Source organism: Halomicrobium sp. HM KBTZ05 (assembly GCF_041530035.1).
Classification (GTDB): domain Archaea; phylum Halobacteriota; class Halobacteria; order Halobacteriales; family Haloarculaceae; genus Halomicrobium.
In genome coordinates this window covers 2,128,923-2,151,655 of the sequence record NZ_CP168057.1, presented here as the reverse complement: position 1 = coordinate 2,151,655, position 22,733 = coordinate 2,128,923, and the positions used below count along the sequence as shown (strand labels likewise).

The 22,733-nt window shown below is 66.3% G+C and carries 24 protein-coding genes and 1 tRNA gene; 23 read left to right on the top strand and 2 right to left on the bottom strand.

The features are described from left to right. The first annotated feature begins 34 nt into the window (after positions 1–34). The 13 genes from ACAH01_RS11205 to ACAH01_RS11145 all read left to right on the top strand — a co-directional run bounded on the left by ACAH01_RS11205 (position 35) and on the right by ACAH01_RS11145 (position 12,306). Positions 35–463, top strand: coding sequence for a hypothetical protein (locus ACAH01_RS11205; RefSeq protein WP_170093940.1), 429 nt, complete (start codon positions 35–37; stop codon positions 461–463). 50 nt (positions 464–513) lie between these two features. Next, the gene (purE, locus tag ACAH01_RS11200) at positions 514–1,170 is read left to right on the top strand and encodes a 5-(carboxyamino)imidazole ribonucleotide mutase (RefSeq protein WP_372479225.1); all 657 of its coding nucleotides are present in this window, start codon (positions 514–516) and stop codon (positions 1,168–1,170) included. Between the two features lie 445 nt (positions 1,171–1,615). Next, a complete protein-coding gene (locus tag ACAH01_RS11195) occupies positions 1,616–2,032 on the top strand; it encodes an NADH-quinone oxidoreductase subunit A (protein WP_015762872.1) in 417 nt (138 codons plus the stop codon). Beyond that, positions 2,025–2,714 carry an NADH-quinone oxidoreductase subunit B gene (locus ACAH01_RS11190; RefSeq protein WP_015762873.1) on the top strand — a complete coding sequence of 230 codons (690 nt, stop codon included), beginning with the start codon at positions 2,025–2,027 and terminating at the stop codon, positions 2,712–2,714. The genes ACAH01_RS11195 and ACAH01_RS11190 overlap by 8 nt, the downstream gene beginning before the upstream one ends. Before the next feature lie 16 nt (positions 2,715–2,730). After that, positions 2,731–4,413: an NADH-quinone oxidoreductase subunit D gene (locus tag ACAH01_RS11185; protein WP_170093942.1), complete on the top strand. Its 1,683-nt coding sequence runs from the start codon at positions 2,731–2,733 to the stop codon at positions 4,411–4,413. After that, complete coding sequence (locus ACAH01_RS11180; protein WP_372479224.1) at positions 4,413–5,468, top strand: NADH-quinone oxidoreductase subunit H; 1,056 nt, start codon at positions 4,413–4,415, stop codon at positions 5,466–5,468. Before ACAH01_RS11185 ends, ACAH01_RS11180 begins: the two co-directional genes overlap by 1 nt. Positions 5,469–5,502: 34 nt before the next feature. After that, positions 5,503–5,964 (top strand): NADH-quinone oxidoreductase subunit I, encoded by a 462-nt coding sequence (locus ACAH01_RS11175; RefSeq protein WP_015762876.1) that lies wholly within the window; start codon positions 5,503–5,505, stop codon positions 5,962–5,964. Between the two features lie 317 nt (positions 5,965–6,281). Further along, on the top strand, positions 6,282–6,551 hold the full coding sequence (locus ACAH01_RS11170) for an NADH-quinone oxidoreductase subunit J (protein ID WP_164731981.1): 270 nt from the start codon (positions 6,282–6,284) through the stop codon (positions 6,549–6,551). Then, complete coding sequence (locus ACAH01_RS11165; protein WP_170093944.1) at positions 6,548–6,871, top strand: proton-conducting membrane transporter; 324 nt, start codon at positions 6,548–6,550, stop codon at positions 6,869–6,871. Before ACAH01_RS11170 ends, ACAH01_RS11165 begins: the two co-directional genes overlap by 4 nt. Further along, complete coding sequence (gene nuoK, locus ACAH01_RS11160; protein ID WP_015762879.1) at positions 6,868–7,170, top strand: NADH-quinone oxidoreductase subunit NuoK; 303 nt, start codon at positions 6,868–6,870, stop codon at positions 7,168–7,170. The genes ACAH01_RS11165 and nuoK overlap by 4 nt, the downstream gene beginning before the upstream one ends. A gap of 1 nt (position 7,171) precedes the next feature. After that, on the top strand, positions 7,172–9,247 hold the full coding sequence (gene nuoL / locus ACAH01_RS11155; protein ID WP_372479223.1) for an NADH-quinone oxidoreductase subunit L: 2,076 nt from the start codon (positions 7,172–7,174) through the stop codon (positions 9,245–9,247). After that, entirely contained in the window at positions 9,248–10,816 is a 1,569-nt protein-coding gene (locus tag ACAH01_RS11150; protein ID WP_170093946.1) for a NuoM family protein, read from the top strand. It begins immediately after the preceding gene. Then, positions 10,816–12,306 (top strand): NADH-quinone oxidoreductase subunit N, encoded by a 1,491-nt coding sequence (locus ACAH01_RS11145; RefSeq protein ID WP_372479222.1) that lies wholly within the window; start codon positions 10,816–10,818, stop codon positions 12,304–12,306. Before ACAH01_RS11150 ends, ACAH01_RS11145 begins: the two co-directional genes overlap by 1 nt. Here the strand turns inward: ACAH01_RS11145 and ACAH01_RS11140 are convergent. Then, entirely contained in the window at positions 12,303–13,247 is a 945-nt protein-coding gene (locus ACAH01_RS11140; protein WP_372479221.1) for an MBL fold metallo-hydrolase, read from the bottom strand. The genes ACAH01_RS11145 and ACAH01_RS11140 overlap by 4 nt on opposite strands. Positions 13,248–13,336: 89 nt before the next feature. On the opposite strand from ACAH01_RS11140, the gene ACAH01_RS11135 reads away from it, so the two are divergent. From ACAH01_RS11135 to ACAH01_RS11125, 3 genes are all read left to right on the top strand, one after another. Then, on the top strand, positions 13,337–13,597 hold the full coding sequence (locus ACAH01_RS11135; protein WP_372479220.1) for a hypothetical protein: 261 nt from the start codon (positions 13,337–13,339) through the stop codon (positions 13,595–13,597). A gap of 48 nt (positions 13,598–13,645) precedes the next feature. Next, positions 13,646–13,719: transfer RNA gene (locus ACAH01_RS11130), tRNA-Val, on the top strand. A 338-nt stretch (positions 13,720–14,057) separates the two neighbouring features. Continuing rightward, positions 14,058–14,621: a hypothetical protein gene (locus tag ACAH01_RS11125; RefSeq protein ID WP_153553078.1), complete on the top strand. Its 564-nt coding sequence runs from the start codon at positions 14,058–14,060 to the stop codon at positions 14,619–14,621. Between the two features lie 36 nt (positions 14,622–14,657). Here ACAH01_RS11125 and ACAH01_RS11120 read toward each other — a convergent pair whose 3' ends face one another. Next, the gene (locus ACAH01_RS11120) at positions 14,658–15,020 is read right to left on the bottom strand and encodes a hypothetical protein (RefSeq protein ID WP_170093949.1); all 363 of its coding nucleotides are present in this window, start codon (positions 15,018–15,020) and stop codon (positions 14,658–14,660) included. A gap of 111 nt (positions 15,021–15,131) precedes the next feature. On the opposite strand from ACAH01_RS11120, the gene ACAH01_RS11115 reads away from it, so the two are divergent. From ACAH01_RS11115 to ACAH01_RS11085, 7 genes are all read left to right on the top strand, one after another. Then, positions 15,132–15,917 (top strand): TSUP family transporter, encoded by a 786-nt coding sequence (locus tag ACAH01_RS11115; RefSeq protein WP_372479219.1) that lies wholly within the window; start codon positions 15,132–15,134, stop codon positions 15,915–15,917. Between the two features lie 80 nt (positions 15,918–15,997). After that, the gene (locus ACAH01_RS11110; RefSeq protein WP_208628171.1) at positions 15,998–17,146 is read left to right on the top strand and encodes a thiamine ABC transporter substrate binding subunit; all 1,149 of its coding nucleotides are present in this window, start codon (positions 15,998–16,000) and stop codon (positions 17,144–17,146) included. 1 nt (position 17,147) lies between these two features. Further along, entirely contained in the window at positions 17,148–18,845 is a 1,698-nt protein-coding gene (locus tag ACAH01_RS11105; RefSeq protein WP_372479217.1) for an ABC transporter permease, read from the top strand. After that, positions 18,842–19,900 (top strand): ABC transporter ATP-binding protein, encoded by a 1,059-nt coding sequence (locus ACAH01_RS11100; protein WP_372480806.1) that lies wholly within the window; start codon positions 18,842–18,844, stop codon positions 19,898–19,900. Before ACAH01_RS11105 ends, ACAH01_RS11100 begins: the two co-directional genes overlap by 4 nt. A 58-nt stretch (positions 19,901–19,958) precedes the next feature. Next, a complete protein-coding gene (locus tag ACAH01_RS11095; RefSeq protein ID WP_372479216.1) occupies positions 19,959–20,966 on the top strand; it encodes an AIR synthase family protein in 1,008 nt (335 codons plus the stop codon). 68 nt (positions 20,967–21,034) lie between these two features. Further along, positions 21,035–21,286: a hypothetical protein gene (locus tag ACAH01_RS11090; protein ID WP_153553084.1), complete on the top strand. Its 252-nt coding sequence runs from the start codon at positions 21,035–21,037 to the stop codon at positions 21,284–21,286. Between the two features lie 54 nt (positions 21,287–21,340). Continuing rightward, entirely contained in the window at positions 21,341–22,645 is a 1,305-nt protein-coding gene (locus tag ACAH01_RS11085) for a glycoside hydrolase family 68 protein (RefSeq protein ID WP_372479215.1), read from the top strand. Positions 22,646–22,733 lie beyond the last annotated feature (88 nt).

Here is a 22,733-nt window from a genome sequence, read left to right as displayed (position 1 = left end):
AGTACTTTTCTGAACGGCTGTCGTACTGTCTGACATGTCCGAGTTACCAGACGACTTTCCCGAGTGGCTCACGGCGGAGCGCCACGCCCACTACACCCGGCCGCCGACGCTCGCCTACCAGCTCTCGCGCGCGTACCCCAACATCGACACCGAGTCCGAGCTGTACCGTGCGGCCCACCGGGACATCGTCCGCCAGTACGAGGCCGGCACGACTCCGGAACAGATCTTCTCGAACTTCCTGTCGATGGTCCGCGATGCCGGGGGCGTCCTCCCGGTCGCGCTGGTCGACCGCCCCGACGGTGACCGGCTCGTCGCCGACCCCGGTGGCGACACGCTGCTGGAGTTCGGTCTCGACGACGAGGAGTACATGGAGTTCCGCGAACTCTCCCGGACGGACTTCGACGACATGAGCCGCGAGGAGCTGATCGATCTCCTCGTCTCGCTCCAGGACGCCGTCGAGTGACCGGCGACGGATCGCCCACACTTACGGCCCAGCGGGACGGAGAGCCGCTCATGACAGAGCCAGAGAGCGTGCAGTCGCTGATCGACCAGCTCCGCGAGGAAGCCGCGATGGACCGCCCGGACGAGGCGACCCCCGACGTGGGGATCATCATGGGCTCGGACTCGGACCTGGCGACGATGGCCGGCGGTAAGGGCAAGCGTCCGGGTGCCTACGCCGCCCTCGCGGAGGAGCTGGGTTTTGCCGAACAGACCGACTTTACCGACGCGCCCGAGGCTCGCTTTACCTTCGAGTCGTTCGTCGTCTCGGCTCACCGGACGCCGGAACTGATGTACGCCTACGCCGAGACGGCCGAGGCCCGCGGTCTGGATGTCGTCATCGCGGGCGCGGGCGGGAAGAGCGCGGACCTCCCGAACATGACCGCCTCGATCGCCTACCCGCTGCCGGTGATCGGCGTTCCGGTCCAGGAGAAGTCCGTCGACAGCGTCATCGGGATGCCACAGGGTGCGCCGATCACGGCGGTCGACGCCGGCAAGTCGTTCAACGCCGCTCTCACCGCGGCCCAGATCCTCTCGCGGAAACACCCCGAGCTCCGCGAGCGCCTGCAGGCGTACCACGACGAACTACAGGACGAGGTCGGCACGGTGTCTCGCGATCTGCACGAGTTGGGGACGCCGGGTTTCAAAGCCGAGTACTGGGACGAGGAGTAGGGCGGCCCGAGCGAAGCGAGTGGGCGCTTTTTCACCCACGTTTTTGCGCGAGGGTACCCGCAGCGAAGCGAGGATACCCGACGCGGAAAAAGGTGGAGCTGCACGAGCTGGGGACGCCGGAGTTCAAAGCCGAGTACTGGGACGAGGAGTAAGGCGGCCCGAGCGAAGCGAGTGGACGCTTTTTCACCCACGTTTTTGCGCGAGGGTACCCGCAGCGAAGCGAGGATACCCGACGCGGAAAAAGGTGGAGCTGCACGAGCTGGGGACACCGGGTTTCAAAGCCGAGTACTGGGACGAGGAGTAGGGCGGATGGACCCGGTTCTCGACGTGTTCTGAGCACCGACCGCCGGGGTGGCTGTCGTAGGCCACTGAAATCCCCGGAAATCACAAGAATCAACCCTTATATGCCAGCGGTCGATAGTCACGAACGATAGGAGATTCCGGAATGAGTAATCCATGGATTGCGATCGGCGCGCTCGCGCTCGTCGGCGTCCTGATTCCGTTGAGCATGATATCGGTATCGGCGCTGTTACGACCGAGCGTGCCCGAACAAGGCAAACGCGCCACCTACGAGAGCGGTGAAATCCCGACCGGCAGCAGCCAGCAGATCAGATTCAACATCCAGTACTACATGGTCGCGCTGCTGTTCGTCGTCTTCGACATCGAGACCGTCCTCATCTTCCCCTGGACGGTCATCTATCGGGACGCGGTCGGTGCCCTCGGCTACGAGCAGGTGCTGTTCCCCATGCTTCTGTTCCTCGGGGTCCTGGTCGCGGGGCTCGCCTGGGCGTGGCGCAACGGCGCTGTACAGTGGGTCAAAAGCCCGCGGGCAACTCGGCAACTGAGTACGAACAATGAGTAGTGACCAACCAACACCCGGCGACGCACAGTCTACACAGGAAGCCCGGATCGGGAGCGGTGCCGACGACCGCTTCAACTCGAAGCTTCGGGAGGCGTTCGGTTCGACGCCGTTCATCCTCACGAAGTTCGACAAGTTCATGAACTGGGTGCGCGGCTCCTCGATGTTCATGCTGCAGTTCGGGATCGCCTGTTGCAGCATCGAGATGATGCACACCTACGCGGTCAAACACGACCTCGACCGCTTCGGTGCCGGCGTCCCGCGCGCCTCGCCACGACAGGCGGACGTGATCATCGTCCCCGGGACGATCGTCTCCAAGTTCGCCCCGCGGATGAAGCGGGTCTACGACCAGATGCCCGAGCCGAAGTTCGTCGTCTCGATGGGATCGTGTACCATCTCTGGGGGCCCGTTCCAGGAAGGGTACAACGTCATCAAGGGTGCCGAGGAGGTCATTCCGGTGGACATCCACGTCCCCGGCTGCCCGCCCCGCCCCGAGGCGCTGATCTACGGCGTCGCGAAACTCCAGGAGCGGATCGCCAACGGCGAGTCCGCGCCGGTCACGGTCAAGCCATACGAGCTCGAACAGTTCGGCGACCTCGAACAGGACGAACTCGTCGACAAACTGGCCGCCGAGATCGACGAGGAGGACCTCGTGATGCGGTACAACTGGGCTGATTCGCCATGACTCGGAGGTGTCTCGCATGAGTCTCGAAGAACCTGAACCGTCGACACAGCTCGATGTCGGCGTCACGGACGACGGACTGGACTACGACCAGATCGAGGCGCTGATCGACGACTACGTCATCGGTCGCGAGAGCCACGTCAACGCGGAGGGGTTCGTCATCCGACCCGACGACGTGCAAGCGGTGCTCTCGACTCTGAAGACCGAGGCGGGGTTCGACTTCTGTTCCTGTGTCACCGCACAGGAGTACCAGGACCGCTACGAGTCGATCTACCACCTCAAAAAGTACGACGACCCGACACAGGAAGTCAGCGTCGTCGTGCCCTCGCCGCGTGACGACCCACACAACCAGTCCGGTGCCGAGGTCTTCGAGACCGCCGACTGGCACGAGCGCGAGGCCTACGACCTCGTGGGGATCGAGTACGACGACCATCCGGATCTCCGCCGTATTCTCCTCCCCGAGACGTGGCAGGGTCACCCCCTCTCGCTGGACTACAACCAGGACAAGCCACAGATCGTCCCACTGCGGGAACACGCGAACCCGCTGCAAGACGACAAGCGGAGCCCGAACGACCCGGACACGATGTTCGTCAACATCGGGCCACACCACCCGGCGACTCACGGTGTGCTCCACATCAAGACCGCACTCGACGGTGAGCAGATCGCCGATCTCGAACCCGACATCGGCTACCTCCACCGCTGTGAGGAGCAGATGTGCCAGCAGGGGACCTATCGCCACCAGATCATGCCGTACCCGGACCGCTGGGACTACATCTCGGCGGGCCTGCTCAACGAGTGGGCCTACGCTCGCGCGGCCGAGGACCTTGCGGACATCGACGTGCCGGAGTACGCCCAGGTCATCCGAACGATGGGCGCAGAGATGTCCCGGATCGCCGCACACATGCTCGCGGTGTCGACGTTCGCGCTGGACATCAACGGAGACTTCACCGCGACGTTCATGTACGGCATCCGCGACCGCGAGGTCGTCCAGAACCTCCTCGAAGACCTGACCGGCCAGCGGCTGATGTTCAACTACTTCCGGCTGGGCGGCGTGGCCTGGGACCTGCCCGAGCCCCGCGAGGAGTACTTCGAGAAGGTCCGTGACTTCGTCGACGGCCTCCCGGAGAAGCTCACCGAGTACCACGACCTGCTGACGAACAACGAGATTCTCCAGATGCGGACCGTCGACACGGGCGTCCTGCCGCCGGAAGACGCCAAGAGCTACGGCGCGACGGGCCCGGTCGCACGCGGTTCCGGCATCGACTACGACCTCCGTCGCGACGACCCCTACGGCTACTACGACGAACTCGACTGGGACGTCGTCACCGAGGACGGCTGTGACAACTTCTCGCGCCTGCTCGTCCGCATGCGCGAGGTCGAGGAGTCGGCCAAGATCATCGAGCAGTGTGTCGACCTGCTGGAAGACTGGCCCGAAGACGAGCGCGAGATCCAGGCCAACGTGCCCCGCACGCTGCGCCCGGATCCCGACCGCGAGATCTACCGCGCGGTCGAGGGTGCGAAAGGCGAGCTGGGGATCTACATCCGCTCGGACGGGACCGACAAGCCGGCGCGGTTCAAGATCCGCAGCCCGTGTTTCAGCAACCTTCACACGCTGCCGACGATGTCGGAAGGCGAGTACATCCCTGACATGATCGCCTCGCTGGGCAGCCTCGACATCGTGCTCGGGGAGGTGGACCGGTAATGCAATCCGAGACGCCGCTTCCCGACACGCTCGCGAATCTGCTCGGACTGGACCCGTCGAACCCGCTGGTCCTGTTCCTGGTGGCGGTCGTCGCGTCCGGTGTGATCGCGTCGGGACTGCTCGCCCTGGTCGCCGTCTCGGGGATCTGGGGCAAGCGAAAGATCACGGCAGCGTTCACCGACCGGATCGCGGTCAACCGACACGGGCCGGCAGGCATCCTGATTATCCCGGCAGACGCGCTCCGCCTCCTCTCGAAGGAACTGATCATTCCGGAGGGCGTCGACCGTCCGGCCTGGGACCTGGGGCCGCTCATCATGGTCTTCTCGGCGCTGGCCGGCTTCGCCGTCATCCCCATGGGGAACGGCATCCAGATCGCCGACCCGGAGACGGGACTGGCCTACGTGTTCGCGATGGCCTCTATCGCCTCGCTCGGCCTCGTGATGGCCGGCTACTCGTCGAACAACAAGTACTCGTTCCTCGGGGGACTGCGCGCTGTCGCGCAGAACCTCGCCTACGAGATTCCGCTGATCCTGACGGGGATGTCCGTGGCGCTGTTCGCCGGGACGCTCCGCCTGAGCGAGATCGTCGCGGCCCAGAGCACGACGCTGTTTAGTCTCGGCGGCCTCGCGATCCCGTCGTGGTACGCGTTCGTCAACCCCTTCGCGTTCGTGCTGTTCATGGTTGCGAACCTCGCGGAGGTGGGACGGAACCCGTTCGACATTCCCGAAGCGCCGACCGAGATCGTCGCCGGGTGGCAGACCGAGTACTCCTCGGTGTACTTCGTGCTCGCGTACCTCTCGGAGTTCATCCACATCTTCCTCGGCGGTGCGATCATCGCGACGATCTTCCTGGGCGGTCCGGCCGGCCCGGTGCTGCCGGGCATCGTCTGGTTCCTGATCAAGATCGTCGGGATCTACCTGTTCACCCAGTGGGCGCGTTCCGCGATCCCGCGGGTCCGGATCGACCAGCTCATCGAGATCGGCTGGAAGGGCCTGCTCGTGCTGGCCTTCGCGAACCTGCTCCTGACGGCTGGAATCGTCGGGGTGATCGCCTGATGAACGCGACGACCACAACCCGAGGTGACCTGCTATGATCGGAATCCTGAAATCGATGGCAACGACGATGAAGCACGCGCTGGACGGCGAGACCTTCACGGTCTCGTACCCCGAAGAGGTACCCGAAGTGAGCCCGCGCTTCCGCGGTGTCCACAAGTTCAGCCAGGAGCGGTGTATCTGGTGTCGCCAGTGCGAGAACGTCTGTCCGAACAACACGATCCAGATCGTCACGGACGACCAGCGCAACGGCGAGCAGTACAACCTCCACATCGGCCAGTGTATCTACTGCCGACTCTGCGAGGAGGTGTGTCCGGTCGACGCCATCCTGCTGACCCAGAACTTCGAGTTCACGGCCGACACCAAAGACGAGTTCGCCTACAACAAAGAACAGCTGAAGAACGTCCCGTGGTACAAGGACATCGACCCGCTGCAGTCGCGTGAACCCGACCGCGGCGCGTGGATCGGCGAGGGCGACGGCGAAGTCGACTATCAGTAGACAGTCGTCGCCGACGATCGTGTCGCCGACTCGTTCAACCGAAGCTCAGAGGCTCTTTTTCACACTGCATCCGTTCGAGAGCGACGCGACGAACCCGACCGCATGGCCCTTTGCCGGGCGATCGTCGCGCGCGCGCCGCGTGCCGGCCGCGGATTCGGAGAGGGTGGTCGCCGGACCAGACCACTATTCTGTGGGGCTTTCCCCCTCACTCGGCAACATTATCCGGGAATTGCTGTTAGCGAGTGCCAAACCGGCCGTGTTCTGACGAACGGAAAGAGGAATCTTCAAAAGCGCGCCGGCAAGACTGTGCAACAATGATGGGACTGTACGAGACAATAGCGTTCGTGCTGTTCGCGGTGGTTACCATTGCGAGCAGCTGGGGCGTCGTGCTCGTCCGCGACGTCTGGCACTCGGCGCTGTTACTGGGCGTGGCGTTACTGAGCGTCGCGGTCCACTACCTCATGCTCAGGGCCGAGTTCGTCGCCGCGATGCAGATCCTCGTCTACGTCGGCGGGGTTCTGATCCTGATCACGTTCGCGGTGATGCTCACGCGCAAAGACGAGAGCGTCGTCGAGGTGGGGGCATGAGCCGTCCACAGCTCCACACCGGAACTTCCCTGTGGCCCGGACTGGCGGCGGTCGCGCTCTTTGGGGTCCTCGCGGCCGCGTTCCTCGGGGCGTCGCTGCCGGAGCCCGCTGGCTTCGGGCCCGACGCACAGATCGTCAAGAGCATCGGGGCGGCGATGTTCAACATCGACCCGACGGCGATCATGGACGAGGGTGCGATCCCGAGTGAGGGCTTCCTCGCGTTGTTCCTCATCATCGCCGTGGTGCTCGACGCGGCACTCGACGGCGCGCTGATGCTCGCCGAACGCGACGAGGACCACTCCGGAGGTGAGAGCCGATGATCCCCACGCAGTACTATCTGTTGCTCTCGGCCGCGGTCTTCTGTATCGGGATCTTCGGCGTCCTCACCCGCCGGAACGCGCTCATCTTCCTGATGTCCGTCGAGTTGATCCTCAACGCTGCCAACATCAACCTCGTGGCGTTCTCGTTTCAGTACGGGAACCTCTCGGGGCAGGTCTTTGCCCTCTTCGCGATGGGGCTGGCGGCTGCAGAGGTCGCTGTCGGGCTCGGGATCGTCCTCGTACTGTACCGCAACTTCTCGGACATCGACGTGACCGAGGCGACGACAATGAGGTGGTAACATGACTGCATTCGACTACGCACCCGCGATCGCGTTGCTTCCGTTCGTATCGTTCCTCGTCGCGCTGTTCGGCGGGCAGTACCTCCCGAAGAAGGGGGCTCTGGCCGGGATCGCAGCCACGGCCGGTTCGCTCGTGCTGTCGGCGTGGGTCGCGCTGACCGTCGCCGGGGGCCAGACGTACAACGAGGCGCTGTACACCTTCACGGCGGGACTGGAGACGTTCGAACTCCACCTCGGGATCCTCATCGATCCGCTGACGGCGCTGATGCTGCTGATCGTCTCCTTTATCGCCCTGCTCGTCCACGTCTTCTCGCTTGGCTACATGAACGACGAGGGCGAGACCGGCCTCCCACGCTACTACGCCGGCCTCGGGCTGTTCACCGCGAGCATGCTCGGGTTCGTCTACGCCGACAACATCCTGATGGCGTTCATGTTCTTCGAGCTGGTCGGCCTCTGTTCGTACCTCCTGATCGGCTTCAACTTCCGGGAAGCAGGCCCGCCAAGCGCCGCCAAGAAGGCGTTCCTGGTCACCCGCTTCGGTGACTACTTCTTCCTGATCGGCGTCGTCGGCATCTTCGTCACCTTCGCTGGAGCGACCCAGACGCCCGGTCTGTTCGCTGGCGAGGGTTCGTTCCCGGTCGTCGCAGAACACGCGATCATGGACGGCGCGACCGAGGGGCTGAACACCTTCGGCTTCGAGCCCCAGACGTGGTTCACGATCCTCGGACTGCTCGTGCTCGGCGGCGTGATGGGCAAGTCCGCCCAGTTCCCGCTGCACACGTGGCTGCCCGACGCGATGGAAGGTCCGACGCCGGTCTCGGCGCTGATCCACGCGGCGACGATGGTCGCGGCCGGTGTCTACCTCGTCGCGCGGATGTACGGCTTCTACGCGCTGACGCCGACGACGCTCGCGGTGATCGCGCTCGTCGGCGGCTTCACGGCCCTGTTCGCGGCGACGATGGGCGTCGTCAAGCAGGAACTCAAGCAGGTGCTCGCCTACTCCACGATCTCGCAGTACGGCTACATGATGCTCGCGCTGGGGTCGGGTGGCTACATCGCCGCCGTCTTCCACCTGACCACCCACGCGGTGTTCAAGGCGCTCCTGTTCCTCGGTGCCGGTGCGGTGATCATCGCGATGCACCACGAGGAGAACATGTGGGAGATGGGCGGACTCAAGGACAAGATGCCCGTCACCTACTACACGTTCCTCGCGGGCTCGCTCGCGCTGGCTGGCATCGTTCCCTTCGCCGGCTTCTGGTCGAAAGACGAGGTACTGTACGAGGCCCTGATCCACGGGTTCGGGACCGAGGGTGGTCTCGGTACCGTCTTCCTCGTCGCGTACGCGATGGGACTGCTCGCCGTCTTCTTCACCGGCTTCTACACCTTCCGGATGGTCTACCTGACCTTCCACGGTGAGCCCCGGACCGAGACGGCCAAGAAGCCCCACGGCGTTCGCTGGAACGTCAAGGGACCGCTGACGGTCCTGGGCATCCTCGCGACGACAATCGGCTTCGTCAACCTCGCCCCAGTCAAGAAGCTCACCGGCCTCGAGGTCGACTTCCTCCACAAGTGGCTACTCGGTGGGGAAGGGTCCGGCTGGGAGGCACTGCTAACCGGCTACCACCACTACGAGGCGGTTCTCCACGACGGGCCGGCACACGTCCTCGTCGGTGAGCCACTCGGGGCGACGGGGACGCTGATCGCCTCCGCGCTCCTCTCGCTCGGTCTCGCGGTCGCTGGCGTCCTCGCCGCACGCTTGCTGTACAGGGTGCCCGAACCGGTCGAACACACGGACAAACTCGGCTCGATCAAGACGCTGCTCATGCACAACTACTACCAGGACGAGTATCAGGTCTGGCTCGCGACGGGGTTCACCTACCCGCTCTCACGGGCCGCAGACAAGTTCGATCAGGGCGTGATCGACGGTGTCGTCAACGGAATTAGCAGCGTCAGTCTGTTCTCCGGCAGCCGCGTTCGCCGCCTCCAGACTGGCGTCGTCACCAACTACGCGCTGTTCATCACGATCGCACTGGTCGTGTTACTGGTCGTCTTCGGCCTCTCAGGGGGGTGGTTCTAGATGGTCGCCGTCGCCGCACTGCTGGCCGTCACGCTGCTGGGTGCCATCGCGACCTTCCTGGTCGACGACCGCTACGCCGCGAAGTTCGCGACCGCAGTGAGCACGATCCCGCTCGTGGGCTCGGTGTGGATGTACTACGTCTACCTCACCGAGTACCAGGGCGTCGGGAACGCCTTGCTCTCGCCTGACACGGTCGCTTTCAGACAGACGATCGACTGGATCGAGCTGGGCGGCTACACGATCCAGTACTCAGTCGGACTGGACGGCGTGAGCATGCCGCTGCTGGCCCTGACCGGCATCCTGACGACGCTCGCACTCGTGAGCTCGTGGACGCCGATCGACGAGCGCCAGTCGCAGTTCTACGGACTGATGCTCCTGATGGAGGTCAGTCTCATCGGCGTCTTCTCGGCGCTCGATTTCTTCTTCTGGTTCGTCTTCTGGGAGGGCGTCCTCATCCCGATGTACCTGCTGATCGGGGTCTGGGGCGGCCCGCGCCGGAAGTACGCCGCGATCAAGTTCTTCGTCTACACGAACGTGGCGTCGCTGGTCATGTTCGTGGGCTTCTTCGCGCTGGTGTTCTCGCTCGGTGACTCTATCGCGACGCTCGGCCTGCCCGAGATCACGCAGGCCCTCGTCGCCGGTGAGATGGGATCGCTGGCCGGTATCGGCGTCGCGGACCTGAAGCTGCTGGCGTTCGTGCTAATGTTCGTCGGCTTCGCGGTGAAGGTACCCGTCTTCCCGCTGCACACGTGGCTGCCTGACGCCCACGTCGAGGCACCGACGCCGGTGTCGGTGATGCTGGCCGGCGTCCTCCTGAAGATGGGGACCTACGCGCTGTTGCGGTTCAACTTCACGATGCTGTCGGACGTGGCGACGGGATCGGTCCTCGCGATCATGCCGGTCGCGATCGCGGTGATCGGCGTGTTCAGCGTCATCTACGGTGCGTTGCTCGCACTCGCACAGCGTGACCTCAAGCGCATCGTCGCGTACTCCTCGATCTCGTCGATGGGCTACGTCATCCTCGGTCTCGTCGCGTTCACGCCACACGGCATGGGCGGGGCGACCTTCCAGATGATCTCTCACGGCCTGATCTCCGGGCTGATGTTCATGGCCGTCGGCGTCATCTACAACGAGACGCACACGCGCATGGTCGGCGACATGTCCGGCCTCGCAGACCGGATGCCGTGGACGGTCGGCATCTTCGTCTCGGCAGCCTTCGGTTACATGGGGCTTCCCCTGATGAGCGGGTTCGCCGCCGAGGTGTTCATCTTCCTCGGTTCCTTCGGTGCGACCGACACGCTGGGGACGCTCGCGCCGGTGCTGACCTCCATCGCGATGTTCGGAATCGTCATCGTCGCCGGCTACCTCCTGTGGGCGATGCAGCGGACCCTCTTCGGTGGCTACGAGCTCGAAACGGACTACGAGCTCGACGGTGCGGCGTTCCACGACGTGGCACCGCTTGCAGTCCTGCTCTTGCTGGTCATCCTGCTCGGGGTCGCTCCCGACCTCTCCTACGGGATGATCCAGGAAGCGGTTAATCCGATCCTCGACATCGGAGGTGGTGTCTAATGGTACAACTTCCAACGTGGACGGCCCTCAGCCCGACGCTCCTGCTCGGTCTGACGGCGATCGTCCTCCTGCTCGTCGATAGCATCGATCCGGACTCCTCGAACAACGAACTGCTGGCCGGGGTCGCGGGGCTCGGCTCGCTCGCCGCCGCGGCGACGAGCGTCTGGTTCATCGTCGGCGGCACGGGCTTGCCGGCCGAGAACGGCGAGTTGATCTCCCTGTTCGACGACCAGCTCGTCGTCGACCAGATGGCGCTGTTCTTCTCGTTCCTGGTCGCCAGCGTCCTCACGCTGGTGGTCGTCGCTAGCTACGACTACATGGCGGACAAGGCCCGTCAGGCCAAGTACTACTCCCTGACGGTCATGGCCGCGACGGGGATGAGCCTGCTGGGCAGCGCCAACGGACTCGCGGTCGCGTTCGTCGCCCTCGAACTGGCCTCTCTGCCATCGTACGCGCTCGTGGCGATCCTCAAGACGAACAAGGGCAGCGTCGAGGCCGCACTGAAGTACTTCCTCGTCGGTGCGCTCTCCTCGGGCGTGTTCCTGTACGGCATCTCGCTGGTGTACGGTGCGACCGGCTCGCTCCAGTTCGACGCCGTCGCAGCGGCACTGACCGACGGCGTGCCCGCGGGCATCCTCGGCATCGGCGTCCTGATGATCGTCGGCGGCGTCGCGTTCAAGACCGCGAGCGTCCCCTTCCACTTCTGGGCACCGGAAGCCTACGAGGGCGCGCCGGCTCCGATCTCGGCGTTCCTCTCTTCGGCTTCCAAGGCCGCGGGCTTCGTGCTCGCGTTCCGCGTGTTCGTCACCGCGCTCATGGGCGATGCGGTCCTCGCTGCCATCGACTGGGTGCTGGTCTTCCAGGTCCTGGCCGTCGTGACGATGTTCGTCGGGAACTTCGCGGCCGCGACCCAGGAGAACGTCAAGCGGATGCTGGCCTACTCCAGCGTCGGCCACGCCGGCTACGTGCTGATCGGACTGGCCGCACTGACCGGCGGCAGTACCGACGCCTACGTGCTCGGGTCGGGGATGATGCACCTACTGGTCTACGGCTTCATGAACACGGGTGCGTTCCTGTTCATCGCGCTGGCCGAGTACTGGGACATCGGACGCACCTTCGAGGACTACAACGGGCTCGCGACCCAGGCGCCGCTGGCCTGTGCGGCCATGACGGTGTTCCTGTTTAGCCTCGCTGGCCTGCCCATCGGCGGTGGCTTCTTCTCGAAGTTCAATCTGCTGATGGCGACCGTCCGCTCGGGGACGTGGTTCCTCGGTGCGGCGCTGATCATCAACAGCGCGCTGAGCCTCTACTACTACACGCGGGTCGTCAAGGCCATGTGGATCGAAGAGCCCGCCAGCAGCCTGGAGATCGAGCGGTACCCGATCGGGCTGTACACCGCAGTGCTCGTGGCTGCGCTCGTGACGGTCCTGCTCCTGCCGGGCTTCAACGCGGTGTCTCAGACCGCAGAAACCGCTGCGAGCCTGCTCTAAGCGCGCTCGTAGAGCAGGACGCCGCCGCTCTCCGCTCGCTCGACGCGACCTCGTTCTTCCAGCACGTCCAGGTGGCCGACAGCCTCGCTCATGCCCGAGAACTGCTCGGTCACGGGGAGATCACCGAACAATTCCTCCATCACGTTGACCGGCGTCGTGGGACTGTCCAGTAGCGCCTCGACGTCGTCGGTGCGGTCCTCGTGTTCGGCTCTGATGGCCTCGATGCGCGCGCTTGGCTCCTCGATGTCCGTTCTGTGGCCCGGCAGGAACCGATCGTACCCCGCCGTCGCGAGCCGATCGAGCGAGTCGTTGTATCGCGGCAGCACCCGCGGCCGCGGCTCGTCGTCGGCCGGCGGCTGGAGGAAGGGGTTCGGTGTGATGTCGGCGAGGACGTTGTCGCCGACGATCGCTCGGCGTTCGCCGTCGGCCTCGAACGCGAAGAGGACCTCGCCGACGGAGTGGCCGACGAGATCGTCGACCGTGACGAGGCCGTCGTCGACGGTGATCTCGTCGCCGGCAGCGACCGACCGATCGACCGTGACGCTGGACGCGTAGTTGAGGAACGCCTCGGGCAGCTGTGTGACGGTCTCGGCCGTCTCGGCCGCCATGCCACAGCGCTCGAAGAAGTCCACGAAGTACGACTGCTCGTGATCGAGTCGGCCCGCGAAGTCTTCGAGGATCGGCGTCGCGGCGTCGCTGGCGACGATCCGGGCACCCCGTTCGCCAAAGCGGTGGGCCAGCCCGAAGTGGTCCGGGTGGGGGTGCGTGATCAACACTTGCTCGATATCGTCGGGCGCGAGCGACCGCGCCTCCAGCGCCGTCAGCAGCTCCGACCACGCTTCCTCGCTGTCGGGGCCGGGATCGACGATCGTTCGACCGGCGAGGTAGCTGTTGACTGGGCCGACCTGAAACGGCGTCGGGAGTGACACACGGCGAAACATACCACCCGTACTTGCTCACGCTGGAAAACAGTTCTCTCAACTCCAGTCGCGCCACAAACGATTTATTCGTCCTCACTCAAAGGTCAGATATGAATCGGCACTTCGAAGACACACGGTACTACCTCACGCGCGCCGCCACGACAGCCAAGCGAGGGTTCGCCGCAGAACTCGAACCGGCCGTGACGAGAGTCCGCGAACTGATCGGCCGAGAGCCCGACCCTCCGGCCGGTCGTCTCGACGAGGTGTCGCTCGACCCGCGCGCGGTGCGAACCGCGGTCGTCGAGAGGGCCACCGACGTGATCGGGACCGTGTGCGACCGCGTCACGGCCCGACGTAGGAACGAGCGCTGATCGGGAAGACAATTCTTAAGTCTACCCCTCGAATAGCCTGCACTGTCCGGGTTGGTGATCTAGTCGGTTATGATACCTCCTTCACACGGAGGAAGTCGGCGGTTCGAATCCGCCCCAACCCATTTCTGCGACGAACGGACGTGAGGAGTGAATGGACTCAGCAGATTCGGACCCTGCGAGACGAACGCAGTGAGTCTCGCTTCGGTTCGAATCTGCCCCAACCCATTTTTGACGACACAAACCCGCGAGCGAAGCGAGCGGTCCGTGTCGTCAAAATTGGTGACACGGATTGGAAGCAGACGAGACGAGCATCGCGAGTCTCGGCGCGGTTCGAATCCGCCCCAACCCATTTCTGCGACGAACGGACGTGCGGAGTGAATAGATTTGCCGACTCGCTTTTCGACGGTCCACTGGGTCGACTCGCCCCAACACGTAATCCGCTGGCGGTCGGGGGAGTCGTATGGGCGACGATCCACTGCACGAACGGATGGCCCGCTACGAGCAACTCGCCAGCGAGGCCAGGGAGCGTGCCAGCGAACGCGACGCCGTCGGCGACGAGGTGGGCGACCGACTCGCCGACACGATCGCAGAGGCGGTCGACGAGGCGGGTGTCTCCATCGAGGCCGTCGACCGCTCGCGAGACGGCCACAACTACCGGTTCACGGCGCGACTCGACCGCGCGGCGCTGGTCGCGGCCCTGACCGACGCCTTGCCGGCCGGATTCGTCGTCTCGCACGTCAACGACGACGGATCGCTGAGCATCGAGTGGACGGGCTCGGACCGGACGCCGTCGAAGCGCGAACACGGGGCGGTGCTGAAAGCGATCGTCGCCGAGGCGACCGAGACCGACGCCGACGGGCTCATCGAGTCGGTGCCGTCCCGGACCGCCGTCCTCGACCGGGCCGAACAACTGGGGATCGATCGGGAGGACGCTGCAGATCGGCTGAGTCGACTGGCGACGCTGGACGTGGTCGACATCGCCGACGGTCGAGTCTACCCGGACACGAACTTCTCGCGGTACTGAGTGGCTGGTGATCGACGATCCCGGCCGCTCAGTGTGTCACTCGCTGAGGTCGACCGTGCCCTTCGAGTCCCAGATCTCCATCATCAGCTGGGCGAAGGTGGCCGTTCGGACGGGGTAGCCGTCGGTGTTGGTCGCGTCGACGGGCTTGCTGGCGAGTTTCTCGACGATCGTCTCGTTGTAGTCCATGTCCGCGAGCGTCTCGCGCACGTCGAAGGTGAACGTCCCGTCGTCGTCGGTCGTGAGCCACGCGGCGGCCTGTGCCTTCTCGCTGTACTCGATCGTGTACGTCTCACCGCCGACGAGGTCGTAGATGTCGTCGAGGCGTCCGATTTCGAGATCGTCGTCGCCGACCTCGACGAACAGCGTGTCGTCGTCGATGCGGGTGTCGTACCGCTCCATACCCCTACTCGGACGGTGGGGCTCAAAAGACGTGCCGCTTTCCGGCGAGGTCGTGTGTCGCTCGCGAGGTCCGCCCCCACTGTCTTGTCCCTCTGTCGCGAACTGACGACCGTGTCGCTCGCACTGACACCCACGACGGTCGCGGTGTTCGTCGGCGTCGTCCTGATCGCCGGAGCGGTCAACGGCCTCGCCGGCTTCGGATTCGCACTCGTCGGGACGATGGCACTGGCGACCGTGGTCGAACCGACGACGGCAGTCGTGTTCATGATCGTGCCGATTCTGGCAGCCAACGCCTCGCTCGTTCGGGAACTGTCGGTCGAGGACGTACGCAGCTGTGGTCGCCGGTTCGGTCCGCTGCTGGCCGCGGCCCTGATCGGCACCGTCGTCGGGCTGGCCGCGGTCGACCGACTCCCCGCGGCCCCTCTCAGAGTCGGGCTCGGTGTGGTGACGCTCGGCTTCGTCGCGACGGCACAGCGAGCGGTGCCGATTCCGTGGTTCGACCGGCTGAAAGCGGGCTGTTTCGTCGAGACGCCACTGGCGATGGTCGCCATCGGCGCCGTCTCCGGCGTCCTCTTTGGCGGGACCAACGTCGGCGTCCAGCTGATCGCCTATCTGCGGAGTCGCGACCTCTCGCACGAGCTGTTCGTCGGCGTCGCCGCGATGATCTTCCTGGGTCTGAACGCGGTGCGGGTCGGCGCTGCCGGGGCGCTCGGACTGTATCCCGACCTCACGACGGTGGCCCTCTCCGTCGCGGCCGCAGTGCCAGCGGTTGCAGGCGTCGCCGTCGGCCAGCGGCTTCGAGTGCGGATTCCAGAGCGAGCCCGCCGTCGCTTCGTCCTCGGGCTGCTGGCCGTCGTCGGCGTCCGGCTCGTGCTCGGCGGGCTCGGACTCGCCTGATCGCGCAGTCCTGTCGACTCTCTCACCCCTTGCCAGCGAGAGCGTGCGGTTCAAGTATTCCTCGGTGTAACAACTGGGAAATGAGACGACGGAACTTCCTCACGCGAACCGGAGCCGGCCTCGCAGGCCTGACTGCGCTGTCGGGCTGTACCGGCGACGGCGGCGACGGGACCGAGTCGGCAAGTACCGAGAGCGCGACCGACACCGAGGCCACGGAGAGTGCGACCGAGGCGGGAACGACGACCGGGACCGTCGAAGAACTGAGCGGGACGCTGTCGGTCGCGACCTACTCGTCGTTCGTCGGCGACGGCGCGGCCGGCAACTGGCTCAAATCCGAGTTCGAGTCCGAGCACCCGGAGGTGACCGTCGAGTTCGAGACGCCCGAGAACGGGCTCAACCAGTACATCCAGCGCAAGTCCGAGGGCGCGCCGATCGATGCCGACCTGTTCGTCGGGCTCAACACGGGGGAACTCGTCCGGGCCGACGAGCAACTCGACGAGACGCTGTTCGCGACCGCCAGTGACCGCATCGACGGCGCGGACACGGTCAAGTCGGAACTGCAGTTCGATCCCGACGGTCGCGTCGTCCCCTACGACACCGGGTACATCAGCCTCGTCTACGACGAGGGCGAGGTCGACGCGCCGGGCACCTTCGACGCCCTGCTCGAACCCGCCTACGAGGACGCGTTGATCGCCCAGAACGCCCAGCAGTCCGACCCCGGTCGCGCGTTCCTGCTGTGGACGATCTACAACAAGGATCCCGACGGCTATCTCGACTACTGGGAGGGGCTGGTCGACAACGGCGTCACGATCCTCTCGGACTGGGAGCCGGCGTACAACGCGTACTCGGACGAAGAGGCCCCGATGGTCGTCTCGTACTCGACCGACCAGGTGTTCTACCACGGCGAGGGCGTCGACATGTCCCGCCACCAGGTCGGTTTCCTGAACGATCAGGGCTACGCCAACCCCGAGGGGATGGCCCAGTTCGCCGACAGCGACGACGCCGAACTGGCGCAGGCGTTCGCCTCCTTCGCACTGACAGCGCCGGCCCAGCGCGAGATCGCCACGCGAAACGTCCAGTTCCCGGCCGTCGAGGGCGTCGACCCCGGCGGCGACTTCGGCGAGTACGCGCTGGAGCCCCCCGAACCTGTCACCTTCACCTACGACGAGCTGTCGGGCAACGTGAGCGGCTGGATCGACGAGTGGGCCCGACAGATCGCGAGCAACTAGGATGGACGCCCGGGTCGACAGACTCGCGCTGCCGGTGGGGGTCATCGCGACACTGGCGACGCTGCTGGTCGTGTTCTACTACCCCGTCGGGAGCGTCCTCGTCGGCGCGGTCCGTGTCGGCGGGCAGCTCTCGCTTGAACCGCTGGGGGCGGTCCTCGGCGACCCGTTCTACGCGGATCGGTTCGGCTTTACGGCGTATCAGGCGCTGCTGTCGACGGTCGCCAGCGTCCTCGTCGGACTGCCGGGCGCGTACCTGCTGGCTCGCTTCGAGTTTCCCGGCCGGCGCTTCCTGCGCTCGGTGACGATTCTCCCCTTCGTCCTGCCCTCGATCATGGTCGCGGTGGGCTTTCTGGCGATGTTCGGCCGCACCGGGCTGTTCAACGACCTGCTCGCCGTCGTCGGGCTCGGCCCAGTCGAACTCACCTTCACGCTGGAGATCATCGTGCTGGCCCACGCCTTCTACAACGCGCCGCTGGTGACGCGACTGGTGACGGCCGCCTGGGAGTCGGTCGACGCGCGACGCGTCGAGACCGCCCGGACGCTGGGTGCGTCACCGCTCGTGGCGTTTCGCGACGTGGTCGTCCCGCAGTTGCTCCCGGCACTGCTGACCGCCACAGTGCTCACCTTCCTCTTTACGTTCATGTCGTTCCCGATCGTGCTGGCGCTGGGCGGGCTCAAATTCGCGACCGTCGAGGTGTGGCTGTTCGCCCGCGTTCAGAACCTCGCGCTGACCGAGGCGGCGACGCTCGGCGCTATCGAGACGGCGCTGTCGCTGGGACTGATCTACGTCTACCTCCGGTTCGAGGCGATGCAACTCGGTGCCGGCGGGGGATCTCGTTCGATCGATCGAGAGCCGCTGTTGGCCGGCTGGCGGTCGCTGGTCGATCCGCGCCGGCTCGCGCTCCTGTCGTACGGCGGCGTCGTGCTGGTCCTGTTCGTCGGGCCGCTGGCGAGTCTGGTCGTCGAGAGCGTCACGACGCCCGAGGGACAGTTCACGACCGACTACTACGCCTTCCTGCTGGCCCAGCAGGCCTCGGCCGCGACCGGGACGGTCCAGCCGGGGCCGGCGATCACGAACTCGCTGCTCTTTGCGGCCGGCGCGCTCGTGCTCGCGCTCCCGATGGGCGTCGTCGTCTCGGTCGTCGCCGCCCGCGAGACGCGCGGCTCGCGGGTCGCCGAGGCGCTGCTGACGGCACCGCTCGCGGTCAGCGGGATCGTCCTCGGTCTGGGGATGCTCCGGACGCTCGTGTTCGGGACGGAGCTGTTCGGCCACCGGCTGACGGTCACCGGCCCGGTCGCGATCGTCGCCGCCCACGCGGTCGCGGGCTACCCCTTCGTCACCCGGACGGTGACGCCGGCACTGAGTGCCATCGACGACCGACTCGTCGACGCCGCCCGCTCGCTGGGTGCGAGCCGGACGACGGCCCTCCTCGACGTGGAACTGCCGCTGATCGCCGCCGCGCTCGTGGCCGGGGCGGCCTTCGCCGTCGCCATCAGCATCGGCGAGTTCGACACGACGGTGTTGCTCGCCGAGGGCGTCGACAGCGCGACGATGCCGGTGGCGCTGGAACGGTACACCGGGAACCGCTCGCTGGGGCCGAACCTCGGACCGGCGACGGCGATGGGGACGGTGTTGCTCGCGGTGACGACCGTCAGCTTCGTGGTGATCGATCGCGTGGGCGGGCGGTGGGAACGATGACGGAACCGGGCGTCGAAATCGAGGGACTGACTGTCGGCTACGACGACGTGACCGCGCTGGACGACGTGTCGCTGTCGGTCGCCGACGGCGAGTTCTTCACTCTCGTCGGCCCCTCGGGCTGTGGGAAGACGACGACGCTGCGCTCGATTGCGGGCCTGGAGTCGCCCGATCGCGGGATCGTTTCGATCGGCGGCCGGGACGTGACCGGCGAGCAGCCCGAGGACCGCGAGACGGGGATCGTCTTCCAGAACTACGCGCTCTTTCCCCACATGAGCGTCCGCGAGAACGTCGCCTACGGGCTCCAGTTTCGCGACAGTCCCGCGCGCGACGACGACGAGCGCGTGACGGAACTGCTGGAACTCGTCGAAGTCGCCGACCTCGCCGACCGCGACCCCGACCAGCTGTCCGGTGGCCAGCAACAGCGGGTCGCGCTGGCGCGTGCGCTCGCACCCGAGCCGGCGGTGCTCTTGCTGGACGAACCCCTCTCGGCGCTGGACGCACAGCTGCGCCAGCGCCTGCGCGTCCAGATCAAGCGGATCCAGTCGGAGCTGGGGATCACCACCGTCTACGTCACCCACGACCAGGCCGAGGCGCTGGCGATCAGCGACCGCGTGGCGGTGCTGCGCGAGGGCCGCGTCGAGCAGGTCGCGACGCCGGAGACGGTGTACCGCGAGCCGGCGACGCGGTTCGTCGCGGAGTTCGTCGGCGACAACAACGTCTTCGACGGCGTCGTCACGCCGGACGGGACGCGGGCAACTGTCGGCGACGCTGCCATCGCGCTCCCGGCTGGCAGTGACTGCGACCGCGGCGAGTCCGTCGTCGTCGCCGTTCGGCCCGAAGCGATCGCCGTCGGCCGGGACAGTGCGGACACGCCGGCTACGGAGCGGACGGTGTCCCTGCGGGCGACGGTCGAGACGGTGGAGTTCCTCGGTGACGCCTACCGAGTCCACTGCGAGTGGCAGGGCCGGACGCTCGTCGTCAAGACCGACGCCGACGAACCGCCCGCGGGCGACGTGGCGCTCCGCGTCGACTCGGCGGACGTGCGCGTCCTCTGACGACAGGAGCGACGCGCGGATGGCTGGCTCTTTACTTCCCCGCCACCAACGCCGCCCCATGACAGATCTGGGCAAGATCGACGCCTCGTTCTTCGACGAGACGATCTATCCGAACCTCGGCGCGTCGCGGGCCGACGTGACCGTCGGGCCGCGCCACGGCGTCGACTTTGGGGTCCTCGACGTGGGTGGGCAGGCGGTCGTGATCGCGACCGATCCGGTCTCGCTGTTGCCGGAACTCGGGCTCGAACGCGCCGGCCGCTTCGCCCTGGAGATCGTCCTGACCGACGTGGCCGTCTCCGGTGTCCCGCCGACCCACCTGGCGATGAGTCTCACGCTCCCGCCGTCCTGGAGCGACGACGACCTCGCGACGGTGTGGCGGGCGATCAGCGACCACGCCGAGCGCCTGGGCGTGAGCATCGTCTCGGGCCACACCGCGCGCTACCCCGGCATCGACAGCTCGTGGGTCGGGGGTGCGACGGTGCTTGGCGTCGGCGACCACGACGACGTCGTCCGGCCCGACGGTGCGACGCCCGGCGACCAGCTCGTCGTGACGACCGGTCCGGCGGCCGAGGTGACGGGCCTGCTCTCGACGCTGTTTCCCGAACGGCTGGGCGTCGACGCCGAAACCGTCGCGATCGCACAGGAGCGCGTCGACGACATCGCGGCCGTGGCCGACGCGCGGACGGCCTTCGCCGCCGGTGGTGTCACGGCGATGCACGACGCTACCGAGGGGGGCGTCGTCGGGGGGCTGACCGAGATGGCGACCGGAGCGGGCGTCCGCTTTACCGTCGACAGCGACCGGATGCCGGTCCAGCCCGGCGTCGAGCGGGTGTGTGACGCCCTCGACGTGGATCCGTGGCTGGTGACGAGCGCGGGCACGCTGCTGCTGACCGTCGAGCCGGAGGCCACAGACGACGTGGTCGGGGCGTTGCGTGACCGCGGGACGCCGGCGGCGACCGTCGGCGAGGTCGTCGCCGGTGAGGGGGTCGTCCGGGACGGGGAGCGCGTCCACCCGCCCGACGGCGATCCCTCGTGGGACGCGTTCGACCGACTGAGCGGGGCCTGACACTGCCGGCAGTACGACCTCGCCGACGAGTTCGGCACGCATTTACTCGCGGGGTCCCTTGTGTGGGTATGGTAGCGGACACGAGCGGTCATCGGAACAAGATCGCCTTCGGCCTCGCGTTCGCGACGGTCGTGATCGTTCCCGGACTGGCGAACTACGCGCTCTCCGGGATCGGACTGGACACCCTCGGAAGCGTCGTCTGGGCGATCGGCTACGGGCTCGGTGCGATCGCGATGTGGTCGATCTGGATCAGGCCACTGGAGCTGACCGGACCCGACGGCGTCGACCCCTCGGAGACCAGCGAGGAACACGTCGACTGAATCAGATACAACGGCTGTAGTAACTCTTTTCAGCCAGTCGGCCACACGTGCAGTATGAGCAAGGACAGTGCTGGGACCGCCGTTCCGGGCCACGGCGCGCGGTCAGGGTGGTCGCGCGAACAGGCGAGTCGTATCGAGCGAACCGACGACACGACGGCACCGATCTTCTACCCGCCCGCGACCGATCAGGCACCCGACGTTCACGTCTGGGACACCTGGCTGTTGCGCGAGCGCGACGGCACGGTCGCCACCGTCGACGGCTACCGGGTCGCGTTCTCGCTGACTGCGCCGGCCGACCTGTTGCCGGGCAAGCGCCACGACGTGGCGACGATCCGGTACTTCTACTCGGCCGACGGCCGGACGTGGCAGCCCGGCGGCGTCGTCTTCGAAGAGCCGCTGGGCCAGCGCACCTGGGCCGGCTCCGGGCTGTACGACGACGGCGACATCTACCTCTTCTACACCGCGGCCGGGGAGCGCGGGGCCGACGAACTCACCTACACCCAGCGCATCGTCGGCGCGTCCGGGGGAACGCCGCGCACCGACGGCGACTTTGCCATCGAGGGACCCTGGACCCACCACGAACTGCTCCGCCCGGACGGCGACCGCTACGAGCGCCAGGACCAGTCTCGCGGGATGACCTACACCTTCCGAGATCCGTGGTTCTTCGAGGACCCCGCGACCGGCGAGACGCACCTCCTGTTCGAGGCCAATACGCCGGTGCCCGAGGGCAGCGACGCCTGCGGCGGCGACGCCGCCCACCAGGAGTTCAACGGCAGCGTCGGCCTCGCCCGCTCGCCGACGGGCGACCCGCTCTCCTGGGAGCTGTGTGACCCGCTCCTCGATTCGGTCTGTGTCAACCAGGAACTCGAACGTCCCCACGTCGTCCGCCGGGACGGCCGCTACTACCTCTTCGTCTCCAGTCACGACCACACCTTCGCGCCGGGGCTCGACGGCTACGACGCGCTGTATGGCTTCGTCGCCGACTCGCTGCGTGGCGACTACGTCCCGCTCAACGACTCCGGACTCGTCGTGACCAACCCCGCGAACGCTCCCTTCCAGGCGTACTCGTGGATGGCCTTTCCCCACCGCGAGGAAGTGCTGGTCCAGAGCTTCTTCAACTACTACGACTTCGACGCCGACTCGATGGATCGGGTCGCAGACCTGCCCGAGTCCGAGCAGATGCGACGCTTCGGCGGGACGCTCGCGCCGACGCTGCGCCTCCGGGTCGAAGGGACTCACACGGAGATCCTCGGGACGCTCGATCACTGGCAGATCCCGCTGCCCGACGAGGACCTGCCGCCGACGGACCGCGAGTACTTCGCGGGCGAGAGCGACGACGGCGGCTCGTACCGCCGCTAGAGGCTGATCTGCGCGTGGGTGTGGAAGGTAAAACGCTACGTGCAAATCCCTCTCTGAGTCCGTCCCGATCGACGCCGGAGCATGAATA

Bases quoted from the DNA above. Each gene is read 5' to 3' on its own strand.
- ACAH01_RS11205 (WP_170093940.1), top strand. From the start codon at position 35: ATGTCCGAGTTACCAGACGACTTTCCCGAGTGGCTCACGGCGGAGCGC.
- purE (WP_372479225.1), top strand. From the start codon at position 514: ATGACAGAGCCAGAGAGCGTGCAGTCGCTGATCGACCAGCTCCGCGAG.
- ACAH01_RS11195 (WP_015762872.1), top strand. From the start codon at position 1,616: ATGAGTAATCCATGGATTGCGATCGGCGCGCTCGCGCTCGTCGGCGTC.
- ACAH01_RS11190 (WP_015762873.1), top strand. From the start codon at position 2,025: ATGAGTAGTGACCAACCAACACCCGGCGACGCACAGTCTACACAGGAA.
- ACAH01_RS11185 (WP_170093942.1), top strand. From the start codon at position 2,731: ATGAGTCTCGAAGAACCTGAACCGTCGACACAGCTCGATGTCGGCGTC.
- ACAH01_RS11180 (WP_372479224.1), top strand. From the start codon at position 4,413: ATGCAATCCGAGACGCCGCTTCCCGACACGCTCGCGAATCTGCTCGGA.
- ACAH01_RS11175 (WP_015762876.1), top strand. From the start codon at position 5,503: ATGATCGGAATCCTGAAATCGATGGCAACGACGATGAAGCACGCGCTG.
- ACAH01_RS11170 (WP_164731981.1), top strand. From the start codon at position 6,282: ATGGGACTGTACGAGACAATAGCGTTCGTGCTGTTCGCGGTGGTTACC.
- ACAH01_RS11165 (WP_170093944.1), top strand. From the start codon at position 6,548: ATGAGCCGTCCACAGCTCCACACCGGAACTTCCCTGTGGCCCGGACTG.
- nuoK (WP_015762879.1), top strand. From the start codon at position 6,868: ATGATCCCCACGCAGTACTATCTGTTGCTCTCGGCCGCGGTCTTCTGT.
- nuoL (WP_372479223.1), top strand. From the start codon at position 7,172: ATGACTGCATTCGACTACGCACCCGCGATCGCGTTGCTTCCGTTCGTA.
- ACAH01_RS11150 (WP_170093946.1), top strand. From the start codon at position 9,248: ATGGTCGCCGTCGCCGCACTGCTGGCCGTCACGCTGCTGGGTGCCATC.
- ACAH01_RS11145 (WP_372479222.1), top strand. From the start codon at position 10,816: ATGGTACAACTTCCAACGTGGACGGCCCTCAGCCCGACGCTCCTGCTC.
- ACAH01_RS11140 (WP_372479221.1), bottom strand. From the start codon at position 13,247: ATGTTTCGCCGTGTGTCACTCCCGACGCCGTTTCAGGTCGGCCCAGTC.
- ACAH01_RS11135 (WP_372479220.1), top strand. From the start codon at position 13,337: ATGAATCGGCACTTCGAAGACACACGGTACTACCTCACGCGCGCCGCC.
- ACAH01_RS11125 (WP_153553078.1), top strand. From the start codon at position 14,058: ATGGGCGACGATCCACTGCACGAACGGATGGCCCGCTACGAGCAACTC.
- ACAH01_RS11120 (WP_170093949.1), bottom strand. From the start codon at position 15,020: ATGGAGCGGTACGACACCCGCATCGACGACGACACGCTGTTCGTCGAG.
- ACAH01_RS11110 (WP_208628171.1), top strand. From the start codon at position 15,998: ATGAGACGACGGAACTTCCTCACGCGAACCGGAGCCGGCCTCGCAGGC.
- ACAH01_RS11105 (WP_372479217.1), top strand. From the start codon at position 17,148: ATGGACGCCCGGGTCGACAGACTCGCGCTGCCGGTGGGGGTCATCGCG.
- ACAH01_RS11100 (WP_372480806.1), top strand. From the start codon at position 18,842: ATGACGGAACCGGGCGTCGAAATCGAGGGACTGACTGTCGGCTACGAC.
- ACAH01_RS11095 (WP_372479216.1), top strand. From the start codon at position 19,959: ATGACAGATCTGGGCAAGATCGACGCCTCGTTCTTCGACGAGACGATC.
- ACAH01_RS11090 (WP_153553084.1), top strand. From the start codon at position 21,035: ATGGTAGCGGACACGAGCGGTCATCGGAACAAGATCGCCTTCGGCCTC.
- ACAH01_RS11085 (WP_372479215.1), top strand. From the start codon at position 21,341: ATGAGCAAGGACAGTGCTGGGACCGCCGTTCCGGGCCACGGCGCGCGG.